31 protein-coding genes are annotated in these 17,303 nt (G+C 41.4%); 3 read left to right on the top strand and 28 right to left on the bottom strand.

The window, feature by feature from the left end; genetic code table 11:
- Positions 1–137: 137 nt before the first annotated feature.
- The 8 genes from DXZ23_RS06065 to DXZ23_RS06030 all read right to left on the bottom strand — a co-directional run bounded on the left by DXZ23_RS06065 (position 138) and on the right by DXZ23_RS06030 (position 5,116).
- Positions 138–644 (bottom strand): host-nuclease inhibitor Gam family protein, encoded by a 507-nt coding sequence (locus tag DXZ23_RS06065; protein WP_017806857.1) that lies wholly within the window; start codon positions 642–644, stop codon positions 138–140.
- Positions 645–653: 9 nt separating this feature from the next.
- Positions 654–854 carry a hypothetical protein gene (locus DXZ23_RS06060; protein ID WP_114995463.1) on the bottom strand — a complete coding sequence of 67 codons (201 nt, stop codon included), beginning with the start codon at positions 852–854 and terminating at the stop codon, positions 654–656.
- Between the two features lie 10 nt (positions 855–864).
- Entirely contained in the window at positions 865–1,098 is a 234-nt protein-coding gene (locus tag DXZ23_RS06055) for a hypothetical protein (RefSeq protein ID WP_021723750.1), read from the bottom strand.
- Positions 1,088–1,393, bottom strand: coding sequence for an HI_1482 family protein (locus tag DXZ23_RS06050; RefSeq protein ID WP_035695611.1), 306 nt, complete (start codon positions 1,391–1,393; stop codon positions 1,088–1,090). The genes DXZ23_RS06055 and DXZ23_RS06050 overlap by 11 nt, the downstream gene beginning before the upstream one ends.
- Positions 1,390–2,313 carry an AAA family ATPase gene (locus tag DXZ23_RS06045; protein WP_035695826.1) on the bottom strand — a complete coding sequence of 308 codons (924 nt, stop codon included), beginning with the start codon at positions 2,311–2,313 and terminating at the stop codon, positions 1,390–1,392. The genes DXZ23_RS06050 and DXZ23_RS06045 overlap by 4 nt, the downstream gene beginning before the upstream one ends.
- Before the next feature lie 252 nt (positions 2,314–2,565).
- Positions 2,566–2,865 (bottom strand): hypothetical protein, encoded by a 300-nt coding sequence (locus DXZ23_RS06040; RefSeq protein WP_017806855.1) that lies wholly within the window; start codon positions 2,863–2,865, stop codon positions 2,566–2,568.
- A 17-nt stretch (positions 2,866–2,882) separates the two neighbouring features.
- The gene (locus DXZ23_RS06035) at positions 2,883–4,877 is read right to left on the bottom strand and encodes a transposase domain-containing protein (RefSeq protein ID WP_114995461.1); all 1,995 of its coding nucleotides are present in this window, start codon (positions 4,875–4,877) and stop codon (positions 2,883–2,885) included.
- A gap of 11 nt (positions 4,878–4,888) precedes the next feature.
- Positions 4,889–5,116: a helix-turn-helix domain-containing protein gene (locus DXZ23_RS06030; RefSeq protein ID WP_017807582.1), complete on the bottom strand. Its 228-nt coding sequence runs from the start codon at positions 5,114–5,116 to the stop codon at positions 4,889–4,891.
- A 212-nt stretch (positions 5,117–5,328) separates the two neighbouring features.
- Here DXZ23_RS06030 and DXZ23_RS06025 point away from each other — a divergent pair, with 212 nt between their 5' ends.
- The gene (locus DXZ23_RS06025; RefSeq protein ID WP_035695855.1) at positions 5,329–5,823 is read left to right on the top strand and encodes a DNA-binding protein; all 495 of its coding nucleotides are present in this window, start codon (positions 5,329–5,331) and stop codon (positions 5,821–5,823) included.
- A 364-nt stretch (positions 5,824–6,187) separates the two neighbouring features.
- On the opposite strand, the gene DXZ23_RS06020 is transcribed toward DXZ23_RS06025, so the two are convergent.
- The 12 genes from DXZ23_RS06020 to DXZ23_RS05965 all read right to left on the bottom strand — a co-directional run bounded on the left by DXZ23_RS06020 (position 6,188) and on the right by DXZ23_RS05965 (position 12,352).
- A complete protein-coding gene (locus DXZ23_RS06020) occupies positions 6,188–6,676 on the bottom strand; it encodes an N-6 DNA methylase (protein ID WP_017807486.1) in 489 nt (162 codons plus the stop codon).
- Between the two features lie 34 nt (positions 6,677–6,710).
- Positions 6,711–7,424 carry an HP1-YO09 family phage-derived protein gene (locus tag DXZ23_RS06015; protein ID WP_051185311.1) on the bottom strand — a complete coding sequence of 238 codons (714 nt, stop codon included), beginning with the start codon at positions 7,422–7,424 and terminating at the stop codon, positions 6,711–6,713.
- Between the two features lies 1 nt (position 7,425).
- The gene (locus DXZ23_RS06010) at positions 7,426–7,611 is read right to left on the bottom strand and encodes a hypothetical protein (protein WP_017807558.1); all 186 of its coding nucleotides are present in this window, start codon (positions 7,609–7,611) and stop codon (positions 7,426–7,428) included.
- A 2-nt stretch (positions 7,612–7,613) separates the two neighbouring features.
- Positions 7,614–7,943 carry a hypothetical protein gene (locus DXZ23_RS06005; protein ID WP_017807559.1) on the bottom strand — a complete coding sequence of 110 codons (330 nt, stop codon included), beginning with the start codon at positions 7,941–7,943 and terminating at the stop codon, positions 7,614–7,616.
- A gap of 2 nt (positions 7,944–7,945) precedes the next feature.
- A complete protein-coding gene (locus DXZ23_RS06000) occupies positions 7,946–8,143 on the bottom strand; it encodes a hypothetical protein (protein ID WP_017807560.1) in 198 nt (65 codons plus the stop codon).
- Between the two features lie 15 nt (positions 8,144–8,158).
- The gene (locus DXZ23_RS05995) at positions 8,159–8,392 is read right to left on the bottom strand and encodes a hypothetical protein (RefSeq protein WP_035695852.1); all 234 of its coding nucleotides are present in this window, start codon (positions 8,390–8,392) and stop codon (positions 8,159–8,161) included.
- Between the two features lie 54 nt (positions 8,393–8,446).
- On the bottom strand, positions 8,447–8,842 hold the full coding sequence (locus DXZ23_RS05990; protein WP_051185287.1) for a hypothetical protein: 396 nt from the start codon (positions 8,840–8,842) through the stop codon (positions 8,447–8,449).
- Positions 8,839–9,156 carry a hypothetical protein gene (locus DXZ23_RS05985; RefSeq protein ID WP_021724380.1) on the bottom strand — a complete coding sequence of 106 codons (318 nt, stop codon included), beginning with the start codon at positions 9,154–9,156 and terminating at the stop codon, positions 8,839–8,841. The genes DXZ23_RS05990 and DXZ23_RS05985 overlap by 4 nt, the downstream gene beginning before the upstream one ends.
- A gap of 84 nt (positions 9,157–9,240) precedes the next feature.
- Positions 9,241–10,086 (bottom strand): hypothetical protein, encoded by an 846-nt coding sequence (locus DXZ23_RS05980; RefSeq protein WP_017807511.1) that lies wholly within the window; start codon positions 10,084–10,086, stop codon positions 9,241–9,243.
- A gap of 16 nt (positions 10,087–10,102) precedes the next feature.
- Entirely contained in the window at positions 10,103–10,723 is a 621-nt protein-coding gene (locus tag DXZ23_RS05975) for a YqaJ viral recombinase family protein (RefSeq protein ID WP_017807512.1), read from the bottom strand.
- Entirely contained in the window at positions 10,720–11,499 is a 780-nt protein-coding gene (bet, locus tag DXZ23_RS05970; protein ID WP_021724378.1) for a phage recombination protein Bet, read from the bottom strand. Before bet ends, DXZ23_RS05975 begins: the two co-directional genes overlap by 4 nt.
- 205 nt (positions 11,500–11,704) lie before the next feature.
- A complete protein-coding gene (locus DXZ23_RS05965; protein ID WP_021724377.1) occupies positions 11,705–12,352 on the bottom strand; it encodes a P22AR C-terminal domain-containing protein in 648 nt (215 codons plus the stop codon).
- Between the two features lie 622 nt (positions 12,353–12,974).
- Between DXZ23_RS05965 and DXZ23_RS05960 the strand changes: the two genes are divergently transcribed.
- Positions 12,975–13,157: a ribbon-helix-helix protein, CopG family gene (locus DXZ23_RS05960; protein WP_017806436.1), complete on the top strand. Its 183-nt coding sequence runs from the start codon at positions 12,975–12,977 to the stop codon at positions 13,155–13,157.
- Positions 13,158–13,198: 41 nt separating this feature from the next.
- On the opposite strand, the gene DXZ23_RS05955 is transcribed toward DXZ23_RS05960, so the two are convergent.
- From DXZ23_RS05955 to DXZ23_RS05945, 3 genes are read right to left on the bottom strand one after another with little or no spacing between them, the layout of a single operon-like run.
- On the bottom strand, positions 13,199–14,134 hold the full coding sequence (locus DXZ23_RS05955; RefSeq protein ID WP_114995456.1) for a hypothetical protein: 936 nt from the start codon (positions 14,132–14,134) through the stop codon (positions 13,199–13,201).
- A gap of 2 nt (positions 14,135–14,136) precedes the next feature.
- A complete protein-coding gene (locus DXZ23_RS05950) occupies positions 14,137–14,418 on the bottom strand; it encodes a hypothetical protein (protein ID WP_114995454.1) in 282 nt (93 codons plus the stop codon).
- Positions 14,408–14,683, bottom strand: coding sequence for a hypothetical protein (locus DXZ23_RS05945; RefSeq protein WP_051185310.1), 276 nt, complete (start codon positions 14,681–14,683; stop codon positions 14,408–14,410). The genes DXZ23_RS05950 and DXZ23_RS05945 overlap by 11 nt, the downstream gene beginning before the upstream one ends.
- On the opposite strand from DXZ23_RS05945, the gene DXZ23_RS15370 reads away from it, so the two are divergent.
- Positions 14,663–14,833: a hypothetical protein gene (locus tag DXZ23_RS15370; RefSeq protein WP_021724373.1), complete on the top strand. Its 171-nt coding sequence runs from the start codon at positions 14,663–14,665 to the stop codon at positions 14,831–14,833. The two genes, DXZ23_RS05945 and DXZ23_RS15370, sit on opposite strands and share 21 nt — an antisense overlap.
- 95 nt (positions 14,834–14,928) lie before the next feature.
- On the opposite strand, the gene DXZ23_RS15365 is transcribed toward DXZ23_RS15370, so the two are convergent.
- The 5 genes from DXZ23_RS15365 to DXZ23_RS05925 all read right to left on the bottom strand — a co-directional run bounded on the left by DXZ23_RS15365 (position 14,929) and on the right by DXZ23_RS05925 (position 17,284).
- Positions 14,929–15,093: a hypothetical protein gene (locus tag DXZ23_RS15365; RefSeq protein ID WP_017806441.1), complete on the bottom strand. Its 165-nt coding sequence runs from the start codon at positions 15,091–15,093 to the stop codon at positions 14,929–14,931.
- Complete coding sequence (locus tag DXZ23_RS05940; RefSeq protein WP_017806442.1) at positions 15,090–15,335, bottom strand: hypothetical protein; 246 nt, start codon at positions 15,333–15,335, stop codon at positions 15,090–15,092. Before DXZ23_RS05940 ends, DXZ23_RS15365 begins: the two co-directional genes overlap by 4 nt.
- Positions 15,313–15,651: a hypothetical protein gene (locus DXZ23_RS05935; RefSeq protein WP_035695848.1), complete on the bottom strand. Its 339-nt coding sequence runs from the start codon at positions 15,649–15,651 to the stop codon at positions 15,313–15,315. Before DXZ23_RS05935 ends, DXZ23_RS05940 begins: the two co-directional genes overlap by 23 nt.
- A 94-nt stretch (positions 15,652–15,745) precedes the next feature.
- Positions 15,746–16,417: a P22AR C-terminal domain-containing protein gene (locus DXZ23_RS15685; RefSeq protein WP_017806444.1), complete on the bottom strand. Its 672-nt coding sequence runs from the start codon at positions 16,415–16,417 to the stop codon at positions 15,746–15,748.
- Positions 16,418–16,801: 384 nt separating this feature from the next.
- Complete coding sequence (locus DXZ23_RS05925; protein WP_103846589.1) at positions 16,802–17,284, bottom strand: hypothetical protein; 483 nt, start codon at positions 17,282–17,284, stop codon at positions 16,802–16,804.
- Between the last annotated feature and the right edge of the window lie 19 nt (positions 17,285–17,303).

Genomic DNA, 17,303 nt, shown 5'->3' with positions numbered 1-17,303 from the left:
GATTTAAAACACTTTATAAACGCCCCTTAAATCAGGTTTAAAGAGCGTTGAAAAGGGCTTTAAATTGATTTAAACACCAGCCACATCAGCCACCCCATTAAGACAAAATACCCCAGCATTACAATCACATCGTCCATTTACACCTCCTGTTCAAAGGGTTTAATCACAAAATCTTCTACCGCAGTTTTAATCGTAATGTCCGCGATAGTTGAAGCAATATTCGGTTCGGCAAGCATGGCTTCTTTGTTTGGCTCTTCTTTGGTGCGGATAAACTGAGTTAATCCTAACGCACGCAATCTTGCCAACACTTCGTCCGCTTTGCGGATTGATACACTCGGTGGACGTTGTCGCCATTGCACTTCGCCCGTGTTAAAGCTGCCCGTTTTCGTTTTACCGTTTTGTGTCAGCTCCGCACGGTTGGCTTCACACCACACTTCGATAGCTTTTTGTAAAGGCTTCATTTGCTCCTGAAGAGCGGTGATTTTTGGGGCATATTTTTCGGTAATCGCCGCCAATTCGTCATTTTGGTGGGTTGCAAGGCGTTGTAACTCACGTTGCAAATCGCCAATATCTTTAATCGCAATCTCCACTTCTTCTCGGGTTTGATAGCGGATGGTGTCGCTTTTTAGTCTGGTTTTACTCATTGTTTTCTCCTATGGGTTAGCTGATTGATTACAGGTATAAACGTCATAATTGCCGTTGATTTTTGGGGTGATGCCGCCGTTATTAACAACTAAATACACCACGCCACCTTTGCAAATTTCCGCAATTCGCACGTCGGTAAACTTGGCACAGGTTTGTCCATCACACCCTGCCAATAAAAGTGCGGTGCAAATTAGGGTGAGTTTTTTCATTTTTTTCTCCTTATAGTTCATCGGTGGTATAACCGATTTTGATTGCCATTAAGCGGTTTGGATTTTGTTCTGCTAACTTATGTATTCTGCTACTGGCTAGCATACGGATATAACCTTGGCTTTTGTTTAATCGTCTTGCTAGCTCTGCGGCTGTGCCATCAGCGATATTGATTTCGCCTTTATAGATTGCATAAACGGTATGGCATTTTGCTTTCCCCCGTTCGCCGCACTTTCTAGTTGGCATAACTCCTCCAAACTACCTTGATGCCTTCCACTATCATTTGCCACTCGTCAAAGCGTTGTCCATCATTGCCGAGGATATACCGCATCGCTTGAGCGGTTTTTTCTAGTTCTTTGGTGTTATGGTTGGGTTGCACCCGCACTTTTGGTTTGATATGTTCAAAATGCACATTAATCACGTGCAAGCCCATTTCTTCCAGCTTTCTAATGCACTTTTGCACTTGGCTTAGGTAGTTCAACACCATCTCGTTATTGCCTCGTAAAACAGGGTTTGGGTGGGTTAATGTGGTGCGTTTCATACCGTTCCCCCTTGCAATTCATTTTTCGCCGCTAAAATGTAGTCATAATCAAGGCGTTTGTTGTCGCCGTTGGCACTAAACCACGCAAGGCGTAGCACTTGGGTTAAAATGCGTAAGCCACCACCTCGCTTGCCGGTTTCTGCTAATAAGCTGATCAGTTTTTTATCTGTGGTATCCAGTTGCCACGCATTGGCAATGGCGACAATGTCTTCTTTTTTGCAATGCTGAATGCTTTCGTTTTTCGCACTACGCGACCAAAGGCGGGCAAAATCGTGGCTTTGGTTAATGCCGCCACGCATACGGGTGTAAACCTTGTCGTTGCCGATTAAGGTCATTCCAATGTCGCAGGCTTCCTTAATAAGTCGGAGCTCCTCCAAGGTTTCGTAAGAAAGGTGATCCGCTTCGTCAATAATCAACAAGCCTTTAGTATCTTTCATTCGTGCTTCGATTAAGCGTGCAAGGGCGGCTTTTCGCTTCGGCGGTTCACCAACGCCTAAAGCAAGAGCGATTTCGTAGAGCATTTCCGCAAGGCTAGCACGGCTTGGGCTAGCGGTAACCAGCCATACATTACGGTGGCGTTTTTGGTATTCTCGCGCCGCGACGGTTTTGCCTGCGCCACTCATTCCAAATACGGTGGTGATACAACCTAACGCGTGCGCATAGCTAATGATGGTGTGGATCAGCTTCGCGGTTGGCGTTTCGATAAAATCAGGGGCAGAGATAAATTGGCTGCGTTTGATTTCACGTTGTTCTAACCAATTTTCTAAAACCTGACGAATTTTCTGGTTATCCCCTTTATACTTGCCATTTAAAAAGCTAGACAACGCGCCACCGCTTAAATCAACCTCTCTCGCCAGTGCCGCTTGAGCAATCTCACCGCTTTCAATAATTTGCTTGATTTGTTCAATAATTTCTGTCATTTTTTTGTCCTCTTGTTCCACTGGAGTAACTTATGGATCCTGTGATTGTTAAATTTGCCAAAAAACATCAAAAAACCGTGTTTAAAGGCATTCATAAATCGCTTAAAAAACGATTAAATTTCATCTTGCATAAAATTGATTTTTCTCGTTACACGCTGATTGAACAGCGTTTTTTGCCTTACGTTGAAGAATTTACCTATGCAAAGAGTAAAGAACATCAAGTCAACTTGGTTTACTGGTTTAGCCGTCATTTCAAAATCCCCCCAAAAGACGTCTATTTACTTTTACTTTTTGCGAAATGGCGATACTTAACGCGGCTTGATAGTCTTTCAACGCGACTTGCAAAGAGTGGGGAAGTGTCGTATCGGCAAGAAATTGTTCAGTCAATTCCCACTTTCTTGCAACGCTACTCAAGGCTTGCTTTTCAAGTTGAGCGACAACTTCCTCGTTTTCTTTGGCTTGATTGAGTTGCTCCGCATTTTCACGTTCAAGGGCTTTGAGTACGTTTGCGACTTTTAGGCTCTTTTTGCGTTGTAGATTTCGTTGTTTCATTGTTTACTCCTGTTGGGTTAATCGGCATTGTTCTGTTCAATAAACTTCGCCACACCTTTGGCAAAGCCGCTTTCTGTCGTTGTGTTGTCATCGGCCAGCCAGTCGGTGTCTTGCACTTTGCGTTGCAGGTTACCTTCAAATAATTCCAGCGTTTTGACTTTCTTCGGTTCAACCAATTCGGCCGCTGGCGTTTCGTCAAAATGCTTGCGGTATTGTTCGTGTTGGTGTTTATCCATTTTCTCAATGGTTTGTAGTTGTTTTTTGGTTTGTCGCGCTTCTTGGCTCTCAAGTCGTCGTTGCATTGCTGCACCTTTCACGCTGTCAAAGGCAAGTGGTTTGTCGCAAATGGCATCGCACAAATACACCCCATTTAAGTCATATACATACACCGTGCCGTGTAAGTCGTCGGGGTCAAAACGCACTACAACATAAGGGTATTGCCCACCTTGTAGGGCTTCGGCGTAGTAAGTGTTTTTCTCGCCGTCTAGGCGGTAGCCCGCTTTGAGGGTAAAACAGCCGTATTTGTCCACTTTGGTGCTTTCGCCTAACATCATTAATTGGCGTAACTGCTCATCGGTAGGTTTTATCACTTCAACTTGGGCATAATCCCTTGCCCATAACTCATCGGCACTGTAAATGCCTTGCCCTAGCTCACTTTGGCGTCCTTTCTTGGCGTTCCACTTACGCACACCCTCTTCAACAATTTGTAAAAATGTCGCTTTATCTAAGCCTTTTTTGTATTGGTAGTTTTCGGGTTTTTCCGTTGGGCTATCCCCCGTAAAAAAGCCTTCACATAAGCGGTTTCGGTCAATGTAAGCGGGCAATCCATCACGTCTAAACGCACGCTCAATCGGCTTGGCTCGTCCATTGCCTCGCCCTTTAAATACAAGGGTTCGGATCACTTGGATACCAAGGCGTTCAAACAACCCATCAACCACAATGGCTTTATTCCGCTTACCTCGTTTGGTTTGGGTGGAGGTTTGCAAATCGGAGGCGGCTCGGGTGTTATCCATTAAAATTTTCTTTGGGATGCCATATTGTTTGATTAATCGCAGGGTGGCTTGACGGATTTGATCGCCGTTTTCGCTGTCGTCCACGCAGTACGCCAAAATGCGACGGGTGCGAACATCTTGCCAAAACCAGGTTTTTGGGCGGATAGGGCGCGAGCCGTCTTCATACCAATCCACAAACACGTTATGCTGATAGCCATCGCCATTGATAATCTCAAGAGCTTCAAGGTGGGCGACGCTACGGCGTTGCGGTTTAACCAACTCACGCAGGGCGTGATCACCGCCCCGCATCAGGGCAATTTGGGCGGGCGTCAGCTCTCGGTTAAATTTGCGTTTTAAGGTGTTAAGACTTGGCACTGCCCAGCCGTTTTCCTCCGCTGCATACATCAGTTCTTCATAACAAATGGCAAAGTTAGGTTGCGATTGACGACAGTATTCCCCTAAAAAGAATTGCCACGCTTTATCATCAATTTCGGCATAGCGGTTTGTGGTATCACGCTCAACCCTGTCTAACAATAAGGGCAACCAGTTACTTTGCGGGTGATTTTTCACTTTGTACCACCAACGCTTCAGACTTCCACGGCTCACCGCTTCACCTTCTTGCCCCGCAAAATGCTCAACCACCCGATCCATGGCGTCCATTAATTTAAGACGCATATCAAGCAACCCTTTTAGCTTCATCACCGCATTAAAACGACGTTCAGCACGGCGTTCTTGTTCAGTGGTTGCGGAGGCAAAAACGTTCCAAGCACTTTCGGTCATTTGCTGTTCAGCCTGTTTTTCCACCGCACTTGGTTTTGGTAAGGTGGTGTTTTTAAGTAAATACTCCGCTTGGACTTCTTGGGGGAGAGAGGTGAAGGCGTATTCGTATCCTCCCCCTTGAACTCCTTTTACTTTTCTAAACTTCCATTGCTCTTTTCTTGCCAGTCTATTTACATTACTTGGGTGCGTTGATAAGCCAGCAATTCCAGCAATTTCTTTAGCTGTAACCCATTCTTTCATAATCCAAACCCTTATCTTTGATTGGCGTAACGACTAGGCCATATATCCCAAGGCTCTAGACCTAAAGCATCAGCGATAATCTTCTCTCCTTTGGGGTAGGGTTTATCTAACGCATTGCGAACAGTCGTTTTTGCTAACCCGTTTTCAATTCCTAATCGAGATAAGGATTTGCCTCTTTTCATCAGCTCACCACGAATTTCGTGGTTACTCATATCTTGAGATCTTTTATTTCTGCTCATTATGTGAGATCCTTAAAAATTAGTTTTTATAACTACTTCAACAATGTAAATCATTTAACTATGTCAGCATTATGTTACCAATTCATTATCAAGTCAATATTTGATTTGATAAAAATTTTAATGATTTACCTTATTTTTATTTAACTAATTGATTTATATTGATATTTATTTTTAAATCAAATTAAGTCAATTTTGATTTGATAAGGTGGTTTATGAAATCAAAAAAAGAATGGTATTTACCAAAGGATTTGGCTGGTATTGGTGGGCTTTCTCCATTTCCATCAAATGTAACTAGAAAAGCAAGACAAGAGGGCTGGATAAAAAGAGAGGCTAAAGGAATAAAAGGCGGTGGCTTTGAGTTTCATTATTCTAGCCTGCCAGACAACGTTCAACGAGCTTTGGGATTTTTAAAACCTCTAACAAAAGAAGTGGGTAATCCCATAACACCAAGTCAAGACGACTTGCAAAAACGGATAGATCAACTAGAAAACAAGCTACAAGCCCTAGAAACAAAGGCACAAGGCTTTGTTCAGCCTAAACCGCCTGAGGGCTTAACGAATGACGAATGGCAGCTTGTGTGTGCGTTTAGGCGGTGTAATAAAGATAGACAAGTTGGTTTGTTGGCAACAGCCGAAGCATTAGCAGCCCAGACTGAAAAGGAACAAAAAGAGAGCCTGGCCGCCCTTGAGGTTCGTGCCGTAGCCTAAGGTTTCAGACAAAAAGCCATCTAAGGTGCTTATTTTTGAATTTTTAAGCACCTAGTGAGTTGATAATAAAAAGGTTTTTAGACTTTTTCAAGATGAGATAACGCTAAATGATTAAAGGCTAGCCATATAAATTTAAACATCATTTAAAGGCATTTAAACTGGATTTTAACCGCCGTTAAATTTTCTCACTTTATGTGGATTTTTTAACGGCTTTTTACAGTTTTTTCTCATTTTGGCTTTTCTGACTTTTACCCATAAAAAAAGGGACTGACTTAGCTCAATCCCTTATTCTATAAGACTTCTGACCCACTTAATTCCGTTTAATTCAACATAAGTCCTAATTTCTCACTTTGTGTGGATGTTCTCAGCTATCTTGTGGCACATCAATATCCGTGCGGCTACCCTTGAAAAACACTTCAAGATCGAGAAACATAAACGTATCTTCAAGCGCATTTCCGCGTCTGATATTGTTGCCTAGGATAGTATCAACCAGTCCTTCGTTGGGTTTTATACCGAGCATTGCGAGGCGTTCGTAAAATAGGGATTTGAGGCGAGATTGGCATTCAATCACGTTATCAAGTTGAATATCTACGCCGTAAACGCTCGCTAGTGCTTGATACATATTCAGCACTTTGTAATAAGGGTGCTTTGGACCTACGAGGATTTTACATAGCTTGCGGTTGAGTATGTCATATAAAAAATTCCCCGTGCCACAGCTGGGTTCGAGGATTTTCTTTTCAGGCTCAAAGCTCTCTTCGGGTAAAAGTGCGGTCATTTTTTGCACCAGTTTTTGAGGTGTGTACACCTCGCCAAAGTCTCTTACCCTCGCTTTGGATTTGGTGAGTTTTTCCATAGGGTTTCCTAATAAAAAAGCCTAACTTGCTAGGTTAGGCTTGTGGTAGTTTTGGTAGTGGCTGCCAGTGCGTGACATCAACCGCTTTATCATCAAATGTACCGTAAATATTAACGGGTGAAAACCAATACTCACTACCGACAAGCTTTTTTACGATAATAAGTATTAACACTTTACCATCTATAACACATCTACCAATCACTTTGGTTCCTAGTGGTGGGAGTTGTTTATTTATATCAATCCAACCATTATTAGCATAGGCGTTATCATCATTTTTATACTCTACGTTATAATTTAACAATGCTTTCATCATTGCTTCAGCACCTTTCTTAGTTTTAAAAACTAACCCTTGTGAAATCATTCGCTCATCTCTTTTACTGTATTTATAAAATGGGTCATCTTGCACACATTCAGGTGCGGTAAACCTTACATACCAGTATTTTCTACCATTTTCCCAAGTATTTAACGTTACTGGTTCAGGAACTTCGATACCGTTAATAAAACGTTTTGGTTTAGGTTCTTCCCACATACCTACAATGTCATCATCTGATATGTCGCCTGGAATACAATCCCCGTTAGTACCCCAATGCAGAAATTCTACATGAATACCATTGCGTGCATACCCAATAACCGAATAATGCCTGAGACCTTTTGGTTGTTCAATTACGGCTTTTACAAAGGCTTTTCGCCCATCTCGCAATTGAACTGGTTTACCGTCTAATGCTGCGTTTAAATCAAATGGTTTCATTTTAAGCTCCTTTACTTTGTTCTGTTTGCTTTGGTTCATCTTGTGGAATATCGGGTAATCGTACCCAACCACAATCTAATGCCGCAGTAAGCCCCCATATACTTCCATCATCACATAAAGCGTATAGTGTTTCACCGTTGATAATCTTGCTATTGGAATTACTGCTTATTTGAATTATTTTTCTCATTATTAAATTTCCTTTGAAAATTGATATAAATCGGTAATTAACACACGTTTGTTATAAGATGTACTTTTTAGGTTATCGGTGATAAATACATTACCTAACCTCGAAACATTAATAAATTTATGCTTAACCCCTTCATACATACAATATAAAGGGAATTGTTTAACATACTCCTCAATGTCAAAACTTAAGGTGGCGGGGACATCGTGCATTAACATAACCCAACGTGCGTAATTAATATCCCCCGGCTCTTTTAGTAGGGGGCAACCTTCCGAGACAAAACGCAAGCCGTGATAAATAAAGTCTCGTACGTGTAAGGTTTCTTTAATTTCCATAATCAATCCTCCACTGGCACAATCAATAAATTTTTAGGGCTAATATCACGATATTTAATTTGATATGCGTGTACTTGTTTTATTTCATCAAGTGGCAAACCATATCTTGTTTCTCGGACTATATCCCAGCCAGAGGATTTGGAATATTCTAAAAGAATGTATTTCCCTTTTTGTGGATTTATATATTCTATTTCTGTCATTATTTATTCCCCTTGCTATTTTCTTTTACGTTTAAAGTGCGGTCTTTTTTCTGCTTGTTTTCTTAATTTAAGAATATCTGCTTTTTGATTTTCGATAACTGTTTTCAAGCCAACAATAGTTTTATCTCGCTCTTCAATTATCTTCTGATATTCTTTACTTAATTCACTAACTTTTTCTGCAACTTTTCTTTCGAGGTAAATAAAATCATCTCTAAGCACTCGTTCAGCTAATCGTTTTATAATCTTCATACGCTTTCCTTTTCTCCAATAAAAAACCGCTATTTAGCGGTTAAATTTTATTGATCATTCACTGCAACCACCAAAGAACTGATCAAATATTAATTTGTTAGGCATATTGGTAACCTTACCCGCTTCATCAATATGTAAATCAATATAATCGCCATAATCATTAGGTAAACAATCAGGAATATAATTATTAATCAGTGAGCTAATAACATTTTTATTTTCATCTAGTAAATAATATTCTCCCTCATCACAGATTTTCATATTCATTTTTGCGGGATGGTTTTCTGGCCAGTTTTCAATTTTAGATGTATCTAAATCAATTATTCCGCACCATTGATCACCATCGCGCAACGGAAAATTATAAGGGATATCTTCGTCGTCATATCTAACAGGGATTACTAGTTTTATATATTTGATATTAACTTGTTTTGTTGTTGGTATTTCGATAATCATATGTTTTCTCCTCCTAAGTCTGGATGAATATGTTGAGCAAAAGGCAGGCTTACTGTCCCAGTTGGCTCAAATTGCTTACCAGTGGCTAATTGAGCGTAGCCGATGATGTCGGCCCAGTGGTCGGGGAAGGTTTCATCACCGTTACAAATTCGGGTGAGTTTGGCGGCAATCATTGTGACTGCGTAGGCTTTGACTTTGTTGCGTTCAAAAAGCTGGCTTTCAATAATCGGTTTCATCAGGTGATAAAAGCTTTCCGCACCGCTGACAAAGTCTCCGTGCGTTTTTTCTCGTTCATTGAGTAGGTCTGTGTTCATTTTTGCCTCATAAAAAAGCCCTCATTTGAGGGCGGTTGTCTAAAATTGTCTAGGATTGTCTAAGCTAGACAAGTTAAATTAGGATTATTTCAACGCATCTTTCAACGCATTCAGCACATTATCAAGCTCCGTTGAGGTATCAAGGAGTTCATTTAAGAGCCGTTCATATTTTCCTTTCGCTTGTACCGCATTAAGGATTAACGGATCAAGAAGGGTTCTTAAATTGTGCTTTTCTTCAGCTTCCTGTTTTTTCGCTCTTGCTAATTCTGCCGCTTGTTTAGCTAAGTTTTCCAGCATTTCGGGGGAGAGTTTGTCTAATTGTTGCATATCTTTTTCCTTTGTTGTTGGTGTAATTGGGGATGTTGGGCGTAATTCTTTTTTTAGATCAAGTTTTGCGACCCAAAGTTTCGGCCCGTATTTGTTACTTGTGATTCTAATCAATCCAAATTCTTGCAGATCGTTGAGAATTAACTTTGTTTCGTCATCAGTTAAGTGGATAGCACCACATTTCCTGTTCTTAAATGATTTTTCCGCATCAATAATGCGTCCCTGCCGAGTTCTATTGCTCCATAGGACTTCCAGAAATACTGTGGCAACATTCGCTAATCTAATCCCGAGTTTGTTTGCCTTAATATATTCATCAATCACCTTTTTCATATTTTTCACTGTATAATCTCCATAAATTAATCCCGCACTTTGGTTAGTAATACAATCATTGCCTAATAGCTCCACCCGTTTTTCATCAATAAATAACGCTGCAGAAATAGCGTCATTGAAAGAAGGGAAAAAGACAGTAGAACCATTAAGTGAGATGTGAGGCTTAAAATCATTATTTTGAGTTTTTATTACGCCAATAAACCCTGATTTGCTCTTAAAAGCTCCGCGTAATAAATAGGAATACCATTTGTCTGATGTGTAAAAGAGGCTCATACCGCCCTCCTAACTATTAATTTTCGGCTTTCAATGCCTTAAGTGCGGTCAAAAATTCGGGAATATGGTAATCAAACGCTTCCATCAATGCTTGATTTCGTTCTACCGTGAATAAATAAAGCGGCTGCTTTTGATATTCGGGGCAGTAGCTGACGAAATCCCACGTTTCATAGCCTGTTACCCACAGATTCGCTTGCACTTGGATAACATATTCAAGCGGTATGCCCCCTTCAATAATGTAAGTAATGTGTGTACTCATTTTCGGGCATTTAATTTCTAACCCTTTTTTCAGTTCGGGAATGAGTCCATCAGGGCTAACCATTACTTCTCGTTTCTCATCAAGGTACACGCCGCCGACTTGCTGTACTTTGTTGCCAGTCAAGAACTCATAAGCACCGCGTGCAAGCGGTTCAAGCTGGTTGCCACGCTCCATATAATCAGATTTATAACGGCTGTCAGGTAAACCTAAAATGCTTTCTTCGACCAACTCGGCAAGGTATTTTATATAGGTAGCGGATCTATCACCGCTTATTCGCACGATATTTTTGAACCCCGTACCGGTAGGAATGCCTAGCCGTGCGGCTAGCCATTCTTCCGAGCCTTGTTCACAATCAAGGGTGATCAAACCGTCTATCATAGTGGAATTTCCTCACTCGCCTTGTTGTTGGCATTTTGTGCAGATTCATCTAATCGACCATTAAGCGTTTTGATAAAGTGTTCCGCTTTTGCTTTTGACAACTGCTCAATGCTTTGCACACTGCAGTAGGCAAAGGCTTTTTCAGTGTCAGTGTTCGTGAGCTGAATAAGCTGATTGAGGGTGGCGATTTGTTCAGATGTGGCTAATTCGACTGCTTGCCCTTCAATCACATTCGGTTTTAGCGTTACATTTAACGGTTCTTTTTGATTTTCTACAATGCGTTCAGCTTCGTCTTGGTCGTAAATACCTGTAAAGCCAAAAGCTAACCTTGCACATTGAATCATTGCCTTGTGGCGTAACATCCTTTTAGGGTGCGTTCTCCAAGGGCCTTGTATATCACGATAGCATTCACTCATATATTCTGTAATGCTAATCGGTCTTGATCTATCTTTACGATAAATACGACAAGTACACTTTTCTTCGTCTAAATCGAATTCAATACCGTCAAATTGAGGGTTTTCATTTAAAATCCTTGCCCATCCATCAATACCAACAATTGGTGTAATACCGCCCCCTTTATCAGGGAAGGCATAAATTTCTTTTGTCCAAGGATTTAAGCCATATTGATTGGCTACAATTAAAAGTGCGGCCATCTGGCTGTCATTTACATCGCCTTTGAATGCCGTGTTTTTCAGGGTTTGTATTAAACCTGAACTGTCTGCAATTTCAAAGCGTTCAGCGAGTTTTTGGGTTAAAGTTTGAAGTGCTGTTGTCATTTTATTTTCCTTTGTTTGCTATTAAATCTGTTGTTATTCCACAATAATGCCCGTCGCAGTCTGAGCCTAAATCTAATTCATATGCACACCACAACAAGCCGATAATCATTAAAATTTTGAACATAATTTCACCTTTTGGCTGAATTTAGGTTGAGCAAAACCGCCACACGGTTCACGGGGAAGTGCGGTCGGTTTTTGTTAAATTTTAGAAATCGAGATAATTTCTTGTTGGGGTGATTTTGGGTATCACTCTTTGCCAGTTGAGTTTGGTGGATTGTTTGAATGGCTCAATCAAGCGTTGCATTGTGGCTTGGCTTTCCTCGTGGTGGCGGTGATATTCGTGGGCGTGGCTGTACACGCTGCCGCTGAAAGTTGATCCAAGGGCATTGAGCGGTTCGTAAAGGTCAGCAAGTAGGGTGTTCATTCTTTTGTGGCTGAACCAAAGCCAAGCAAGTTGTTCAAGCTCGTACTCGGTGAATTCAAAGGTGTATTTTTTCTCGGGTTCGGGTAAAGCGAGTTGTTTTGGTTTTTGTCGTTCTACTTCTTTATCGAGAATATCCAGCACCCACTTACGAAAATCTTTAGCGACTTTGGTATGTGAAAGCATTCCGATTAGGTGAGCACCACGCAAGCTGAAAATTCGCACTTTTTGCATTCCGCCGTTGGTTTGCATTTCGATAAGTGCGGTCATATTTGGGGTAAATTCGTCAGCGTGGCGATCGTAGATATTTTTAACTGACTTAAATGGATCTGAATAACCTAATGCGTTACCAATTTCTGTAACCGTCATCCAAAGTTGATTATTTTGATTGATAACCGAAAGATTTTTATTTTGAAAAGTTAATGTAGTCATTTTGACTGCTCCTAGTACAAGTTTTAAAAACTCATCACTAGTCCTGCAATAACTGGTGATGAACTGATCAAGGTTTGCAGTGCCGCTGTACTAGGTAAACGGTGGATCTTTCGATCCCCTTAATCAGTCCATCATTGACTACTTTCAAAGGGGGGGATCAATTTGATGTACCCCTTTTAAAAGGTTTGATTTTCTGATTTTCGGCTATAAAAAAAGCCACCATAAGGCGACCTACTATTCTAACCGCCTAGTACTTATTCAGGGCTGCAAATCCCGACTTTCGTTTGAAAGTGGGGATAGTTTACGCTGAAGTTTGGGCGGTGTCAAATTAAAAAATATTTTAGCTTAAACCAAAAAATAACTTGTTTTGTTTGTTAGTTTAACCTAAAATACATTTGTTTTTAGCAAGGGGCTAGAAATGAAGAAGCCGCCCTTGTTGAGAGCGGCAACAAAAAGGAACTGGATTATGTTGATTAAAGTCTTAATCCTAGTAATTTTAATCTTAGTGAGCCTGCCAGCTTACTAGATTAGAGTTCTAAAAGCCCTAGCGGTGGCTGCCACCATCGCTAGGCAGTTCCTAAATCTTAATGTATTCATTTCATCAATGCAAGGGGTTTTTATTATGGGGCGTCCTAAATCAGGGTTAACATTGCGAGAATTGCAAGCTAAAAGTGATAAAAAACGCGGTGTGCGTTTGGCTGGCTTTAAGCTGAAAGAAGAAACCATTTCACGCTTAGCAGAATTAAGCGAACGCACTGGGAAATCTAAAACCGCCCTAATTGAAGAGATGATTTGGAATTATTAATTTACCGTTGTTTTAATCAGAAGTAGGGCGGTTGTAACGTCTTATTTTTTCACAATCGTTGCAGTAATTCCCAACGCTTTCACTGGAGCGAAATATTCTCTTAATTGTTCAAGCGTTCCTGTAAATGGGATTTCTTGAGCAGGGATTTTAAGAATAAATTGCGTTGTCGCTGGTGGCGTTGCTTGGCTTGGCGTTTGCGGTCCACTATTCGCCGTATTTTCATTGATGTTTTCCTGTTGGCTGTGGGCGTTTTCTTGTAACTTCGCTTCCGCACGGGCTTTTGCCTCTTGTTCCGCTTTGGCTTTTATTTCCGCTTCGCGTTTTTCTTCTTCGGCAATTCGTGCTTGAATGAGTGGTTCAAGTTCGTCATCGCCAGTAATCAGATTGAGCCAATCCTTAAAGAGATACTCATAAGAGATAGGGATTAGCTTACGACGCGCAGAAAGTCGAGCAGCTTCGGTTGCAATTTCTGCCCCGATAAGGGTTTCTTCGGCATTTACAGCTTTCGTGAGAGTGGCAAGAGTGCTACGGCGTTTGGTTGCTTCGTCTAAGCGTTTTTTAATCGTGGCTTTTGAGATAACCTGTTCAAGTGCAATGCACACATCGTTTTCAAAGCCTGATTTGACGGCGGCAAGTCGTTCAAATGCGTCATTAACAATGCTCGCTTTGATTTCCGCTTCTTTGGTTTTCACCAGCTTTTCACGCTCTAAACGAGCTTGGCGGAAACGTTCTGCTATCGCTTGAGCCTGTTCAATAAGCTGTTTAATTTCGCCATTTTGAGCATTGGCAATGGCTTCTTTAGTGCGTTTTTCTAGCTCGGTTAAATCTTTAATGTCTTGCTTTGCTTGGGCGAAGTCGTCATCCGTTTCAAATCTGTTGCTAAGCCCGGCAAGATAGTTTTCGGCTTGTTGTTGGAAGGTGGAAATGTTGGTAGAAAGCACTTTGCTTTCGGTGGATAAAATTAAATTGAATTCCATTATTAAATCCTCTGAATGATTTTTTGCTTGGCTAATTTCTCGATGGCTTGTTGTCGGTAGGGGAGGTAATCCGCCCCGCTTCCTACGGCAAGCCAAAATAAATCGTTGTCGCACAGTGTTTGGGTGAAATCGTCAAAGAGCGTTTCATCGCCCTTTCTGATTTGCTCGTCAATGCGTTGGATTTCTGCTTGTAACCGTTCTTCAAAGCCATCTTCAGCGTAATGGGCTTCACACTGACGATCGCGTTGGGTATCCACCGCTCGGGCAAGTTCGCTATCGTTCATTGGTTATCTCCTGTTGCAAAAGTGCGGTGTAATTTTTGAGGTATTTTTCAGCCTCAATGGTTAAATTGGGCGGTAAGTCGCCTTGTTCTTGTTGCCACTCAAGGTTGGCTTGGCGTTCCATTTCGGCGAGTTGTTCAGGGCTGAAACCTTGCATTGCGTAGTAATCTTCCGCCGTTTGTGCGTAGGCATCGGCAAGGCTTAGCACGGTGATAACGGCAACAAGAAAGAGTAGGGTTTGTAGTGTATGTTTAATAAGATCGTTCATTTTTCGCTTCCTTATATTTCGGCGATTTATTTAACCACGCTCGCCAACGTGGTATATTGGCGTTTGCGTACAACCAATATAGGAGAGATTGATAATGAAAAATTTAACGTACTCAGAAAGGTTGCAGTTGGCGGCGAGCATTCTTCCTAAAGAACAGATTGCCAGCACCTTGCAGTCCCGTTTACAAAGGGCAAATAAAGAACCTACCCTTGAGCAACTTTATTCCCGTTTAATTTGGGAAACATTCAAGATTGCTGATCTGATTGAGATTGAGGAGAAAAATCGTCAGGCTTAACCCATTCTTCGCCCGCCATAGGCATAAAAGCGGGCTTTAATTGCGTTTCTTGTTGAGGGTTAATGTGAAGATGAATATGAATTTCACCGTGAAAATTAACGTGTTGAATGTTCATTTTTGTTTCCTTTTTAATTGCTTTGTGATGGTTTGAGCAAATTGCTTTGCCCACTGATAAGCCTCTTCTTTATTTGTAAAACGTTTCCGCTTCCGTGAGATTTGATGTGGATATCCATCAATGATTTGAAATATCCTCACATCACCACGAAAACAGTCGTGCCGTTTATGTTTAATGTCGTGGCGAAATCCTTTAGTTGAGCCATCGTGGTAAGCACTGCTATGTACGCGATAAATTGGCATTGTTCTTCTCCATCTGTTTTAGATGTCTGAGTAAATAACTTACTTCTGGTTTTAGTAAGCGTTGGGTTTCAAAGGTCAGTAGTTTTCGTCCCGTTCGATAAATTAGCTCATGCGTGAAATGTACTGCGAAGAGTTGGCGATTAATGTCGTCTATCTGTAGGGTGGTTGGATTATCAAACACTGCGATATACAGTTTATTGTTGTGATAAAGGCTAACCTCGCCATATTGCGTTGCAATCTGACTTGTGGTGATGTTTTCACCTAATTTTGATTTAACGTAACCTGCCACCAATGTTTCATAACCACGCTGTTTCATCTCTGTTTCCTTTTTAATCAAATTACTGAATTTAGGGTGCAAGAAACCGCCACACGATTTTCGGGTGAAAAGTGCGGTCGGTTTTGGTTAAATTTTAGAAATTGCGGTGTGGGAGTCGTTTTCTTGGGTTAAGAATTTCGTTATCCCGAATAGTCGGCAGTACTCTATTCCAATTTTCATCGCCCCAAGTTTCGATTTCAAATTGGGCGGTGAGCTTTTGGATTAGTGGTTGATGACGGCGGAGCATAGAGCCATATTCGGAGACGATACTCCGTGCTTGTGGGGCAAATTTGGATTGAATGGCATCTAATGCTGGCACAATGTCTTTGGTAAATTCCACACATTTGAAAAGGGCGAACCAATCCCACGCTAAATTTTGTAGCTCTTTTTCGCTATGCTCGAAAGGATATTTCTTTTCGGGTTCAGGCAAGGCGAGTTGTTGCGGTTGTTGCAAAGCTTTGCGTTCGCACTCGATGAAATATTTGCGAACTTGTCGCCCTTTTTCGTTGCGTTCGACCATTGCCAGTTCTTTGCCCATATCAAGGGTGATGTGATATTCCTTGCGTGGTCTGCCGTTGGTGCGTTCGGTGACGATGATGTAGTCTTCGTTTTGAACAAAGCCGTAGTCTGATATGCGATCTTTGATCCAGTCGCCATATTGTCGTTTACTTTCTACAAATGCGTGTAGTTCACGAGCATTACAGAGTTGTACAGGTTGATTTGCAATTAAACCGTTGAAGACTGGAATTAAATTTGAATTTGTCATTTTTAGTTTCTCGTATTAAGTTTTTAGAACTCACCACGAGCTACTGCGAATAACTGGTGGTGAACTGAACAAGGTTCGCAGTACCGCTATACGAGAAAACGGCAGACCTTTCGGTCTCCTCATTCAGCTCACCATTGACGACTTTTTCACAAATTTGTGAAAAAGGTAGATTTGCTGATTTTCGGCTATAAAAAAAGCCACCATTTAGGCAGCCATTACTCACCACCTCGTATATTCAGGACTGCGATCCCGACTTTCGTTTGAAAGTGGTTATATCCTAATATAAGAGCGGGGCGGTGTCAAATAAAAAAGCCCACCTGTTACAGTGGGCAACCTAGGAGTATTTATGTCTGCACGGGGTTTAACGCCTTCCGTGTGGGCGTATTAGTTGTTCAACCTTGATTTAGCGACTTCAATCAAAAGCTGATATTCTCGTTTTGTTTTTTCATCGTGAACTTCCGCGGATTTTTTCAAAAACTCCTCAACAGAGCCACTAAAACAGCCTCTAGTAGCCCACAATACTCCTTGCTTAGTTTTAAATACGGTTAATGTACCGTACTCCGTACCCACGTTTGAAAACCAGACAATATCAGATCTTTCACACACCACGGCATCACCGTACACCTTGGCATTACCGTACACCTTGGCATTACCGTACACCTCGGCATTACCGTATACCACGGCATTACCGTACACCCAGGCATTACCACTCTGATCTAAGTTTGACTCTTTCTCGACATATCCACCCAAATCACCAGCACTAACGCCGATTGATGCGATTGCTACTAAAGCTTTTATGCGATAGAGTTTAATTTTAGTTGTAAGTCCGATCTCGATATATTCATCGGTTAATTCATATTTTTTCATTGAGTTTCTCCTTTCTCAT

The sequence above is a fragment of the Avibacterium paragallinarum genome, from assembly GCF_900450705.1.
GTDB classification, from domain to species: Bacteria; Pseudomonadota; Gammaproteobacteria; order Enterobacterales; family Pasteurellaceae; genus Avibacterium; species Avibacterium paragallinarum.
Note: the sequence above shows the minus strand (reverse complement) of the source record. Positions and strands in the feature narration are given on the sequence as shown.

What these genes read in the sequence shown, in the direction of transcription:
- DXZ23_RS06025 (WP_035695855.1), top strand. Translation starts at nt 5,329, where the DNA reads ATGAAATCAAAAAAAGAATGGTATTTACCAAAGGATTTGGCTGGTATT.
- DXZ23_RS06035 (WP_114995461.1), bottom strand. Translation starts at nt 4,877, where the DNA reads ATGAAAGAATGGGTTACAGCTAAAGAAATTGCTGGAATTGCTGGCTTA.
- DXZ23_RS05955 (WP_114995456.1), bottom strand. Translation starts at nt 14,134, where the DNA reads ATGGAATTCAATTTAATTTTATCCACCGAAAGCAAAGTGCTTTCTACC.
- DXZ23_RS05990 (WP_051185287.1), bottom strand. Translation starts at nt 8,842, where the DNA reads ATGATTATCGAAATACCAACAACAAAACAAGTTAATATCAAATATATA.
- DXZ23_RS06005 (WP_017807559.1), bottom strand. Translation starts at nt 7,943, where the DNA reads ATGGAAATTAAAGAAACCTTACACGTACGAGACTTTATTTATCACGGC.
- DXZ23_RS06055 (WP_021723750.1), bottom strand. Translation starts at nt 1,098, where the DNA reads ATGCCAACTAGAAAGTGCGGCGAACGGGGGAAAGCAAAATGCCATACC.
- DXZ23_RS05940 (WP_017806442.1), bottom strand. Translation starts at nt 15,335, where the DNA reads ATGCCAATTTATCGCGTACATAGCAGTGCTTACCACGATGGCTCAACT.
- DXZ23_RS06060 (WP_114995463.1), bottom strand. Translation starts at nt 854, where the DNA reads ATGAAAAAACTCACCCTAATTTGCACCGCACTTTTATTGGCAGGGTGT.
- DXZ23_RS06050 (WP_035695611.1), bottom strand. Translation starts at nt 1,393, where the DNA reads ATGAAACGCACCACATTAACCCACCCAAACCCTGTTTTACGAGGCAAT.
- DXZ23_RS06010 (WP_017807558.1), bottom strand. Translation starts at nt 7,611, where the DNA reads ATGAGAAAAATAATTCAAATAAGCAGTAATTCCAATAGCAAGATTATC.
- DXZ23_RS05985 (WP_021724380.1), bottom strand. Translation starts at nt 9,156, where the DNA reads ATGAACACAGACCTACTCAATGAACGAGAAAAAACGCACGGAGACTTT.
- DXZ23_RS06040 (WP_017806855.1), bottom strand. Translation starts at nt 2,865, where the DNA reads ATGAAACAACGAAATCTACAACGCAAAAAGAGCCTAAAAGTCGCAAAC.
- DXZ23_RS05950 (WP_114995454.1), bottom strand. Translation starts at nt 14,418, where the DNA reads ATGAACGATAGCGAACTTGCCCGAGCGGTGGATACCCAACGCGATCGT.
- DXZ23_RS05960 (WP_017806436.1), top strand. Translation starts at nt 12,975, where the DNA reads ATGGGGCGTCCTAAATCAGGGTTAACATTGCGAGAATTGCAAGCTAAA.
- DXZ23_RS15370 (WP_021724373.1), top strand. Translation starts at nt 14,663, where the DNA reads ATGTTTAATAAGATCGTTCATTTTTCGCTTCCTTATATTTCGGCGATT.
- DXZ23_RS06065 (WP_017806857.1), bottom strand. Translation starts at nt 644, where the DNA reads ATGAGTAAAACCAGACTAAAAAGCGACACCATCCGCTATCAAACCCGA.
- DXZ23_RS05965 (WP_021724377.1), bottom strand. Translation starts at nt 12,352, where the DNA reads ATGACTACATTAACTTTTCAAAATAAAAATCTTTCGGTTATCAATCAA.
- DXZ23_RS15685 (WP_017806444.1), bottom strand. Translation starts at nt 16,417, where the DNA reads ATGACAAATTCAAATTTAATTCCAGTCTTCAACGGTTTAATTGCAAAT.
- DXZ23_RS05935 (WP_035695848.1), bottom strand. Translation starts at nt 15,651, where the DNA reads ATGAAACAGCGTGGTTATGAAACATTGGTGGCAGGTTACGTTAAATCA.
- bet (WP_021724378.1), bottom strand. Translation starts at nt 11,499, where the DNA reads ATGACAACAGCACTTCAAACTTTAACCCAAAAACTCGCTGAACGCTTT.
- DXZ23_RS06020 (WP_017807486.1), bottom strand. Translation starts at nt 6,676, where the DNA reads ATGGAAAAACTCACCAAATCCAAAGCGAGGGTAAGAGACTTTGGCGAG.
- DXZ23_RS05995 (WP_035695852.1), bottom strand. Translation starts at nt 8,392, where the DNA reads ATGAAGATTATAAAACGATTAGCTGAACGAGTGCTTAGAGATGATTTT.
- DXZ23_RS06015 (WP_051185311.1), bottom strand. Translation starts at nt 7,424, where the DNA reads ATGAAACCATTTGATTTAAACGCAGCATTAGACGGTAAACCAGTTCAA.
- DXZ23_RS05925 (WP_103846589.1), bottom strand. Translation starts at nt 17,284, where the DNA reads ATGAAAAAATATGAATTAACCGATGAATATATCGAGATCGGACTTACA.
- DXZ23_RS06000 (WP_017807560.1), bottom strand. Translation starts at nt 8,143, where the DNA reads ATGACAGAAATAGAATATATAAATCCACAAAAAGGGAAATACATTCTT.
- DXZ23_RS05980 (WP_017807511.1), bottom strand. Translation starts at nt 10,086, where the DNA reads ATGAGCCTCTTTTACACATCAGACAAATGGTATTCCTATTTATTACGC.
- DXZ23_RS06045 (WP_035695826.1), bottom strand. Translation starts at nt 2,313, where the DNA reads ATGACAGAAATTATTGAACAAATCAAGCAAATTATTGAAAGCGGTGAG.
- DXZ23_RS15365 (WP_017806441.1), bottom strand. Translation starts at nt 15,093, where the DNA reads ATGAACATTCAACACGTTAATTTTCACGGTGAAATTCATATTCATCTT.
- DXZ23_RS05945 (WP_051185310.1), bottom strand. Translation starts at nt 14,683, where the DNA reads ATGAACGATCTTATTAAACATACACTACAAACCCTACTCTTTCTTGTT.
- DXZ23_RS06030 (WP_017807582.1), bottom strand. Translation starts at nt 5,116, where the DNA reads ATGAGCAGAAATAAAAGATCTCAAGATATGAGTAACCACGAAATTCGT.
- DXZ23_RS05975 (WP_017807512.1), bottom strand. Translation starts at nt 10,723, where the DNA reads ATGATAGACGGTTTGATCACCCTTGATTGTGAACAAGGCTCGGAAGAA.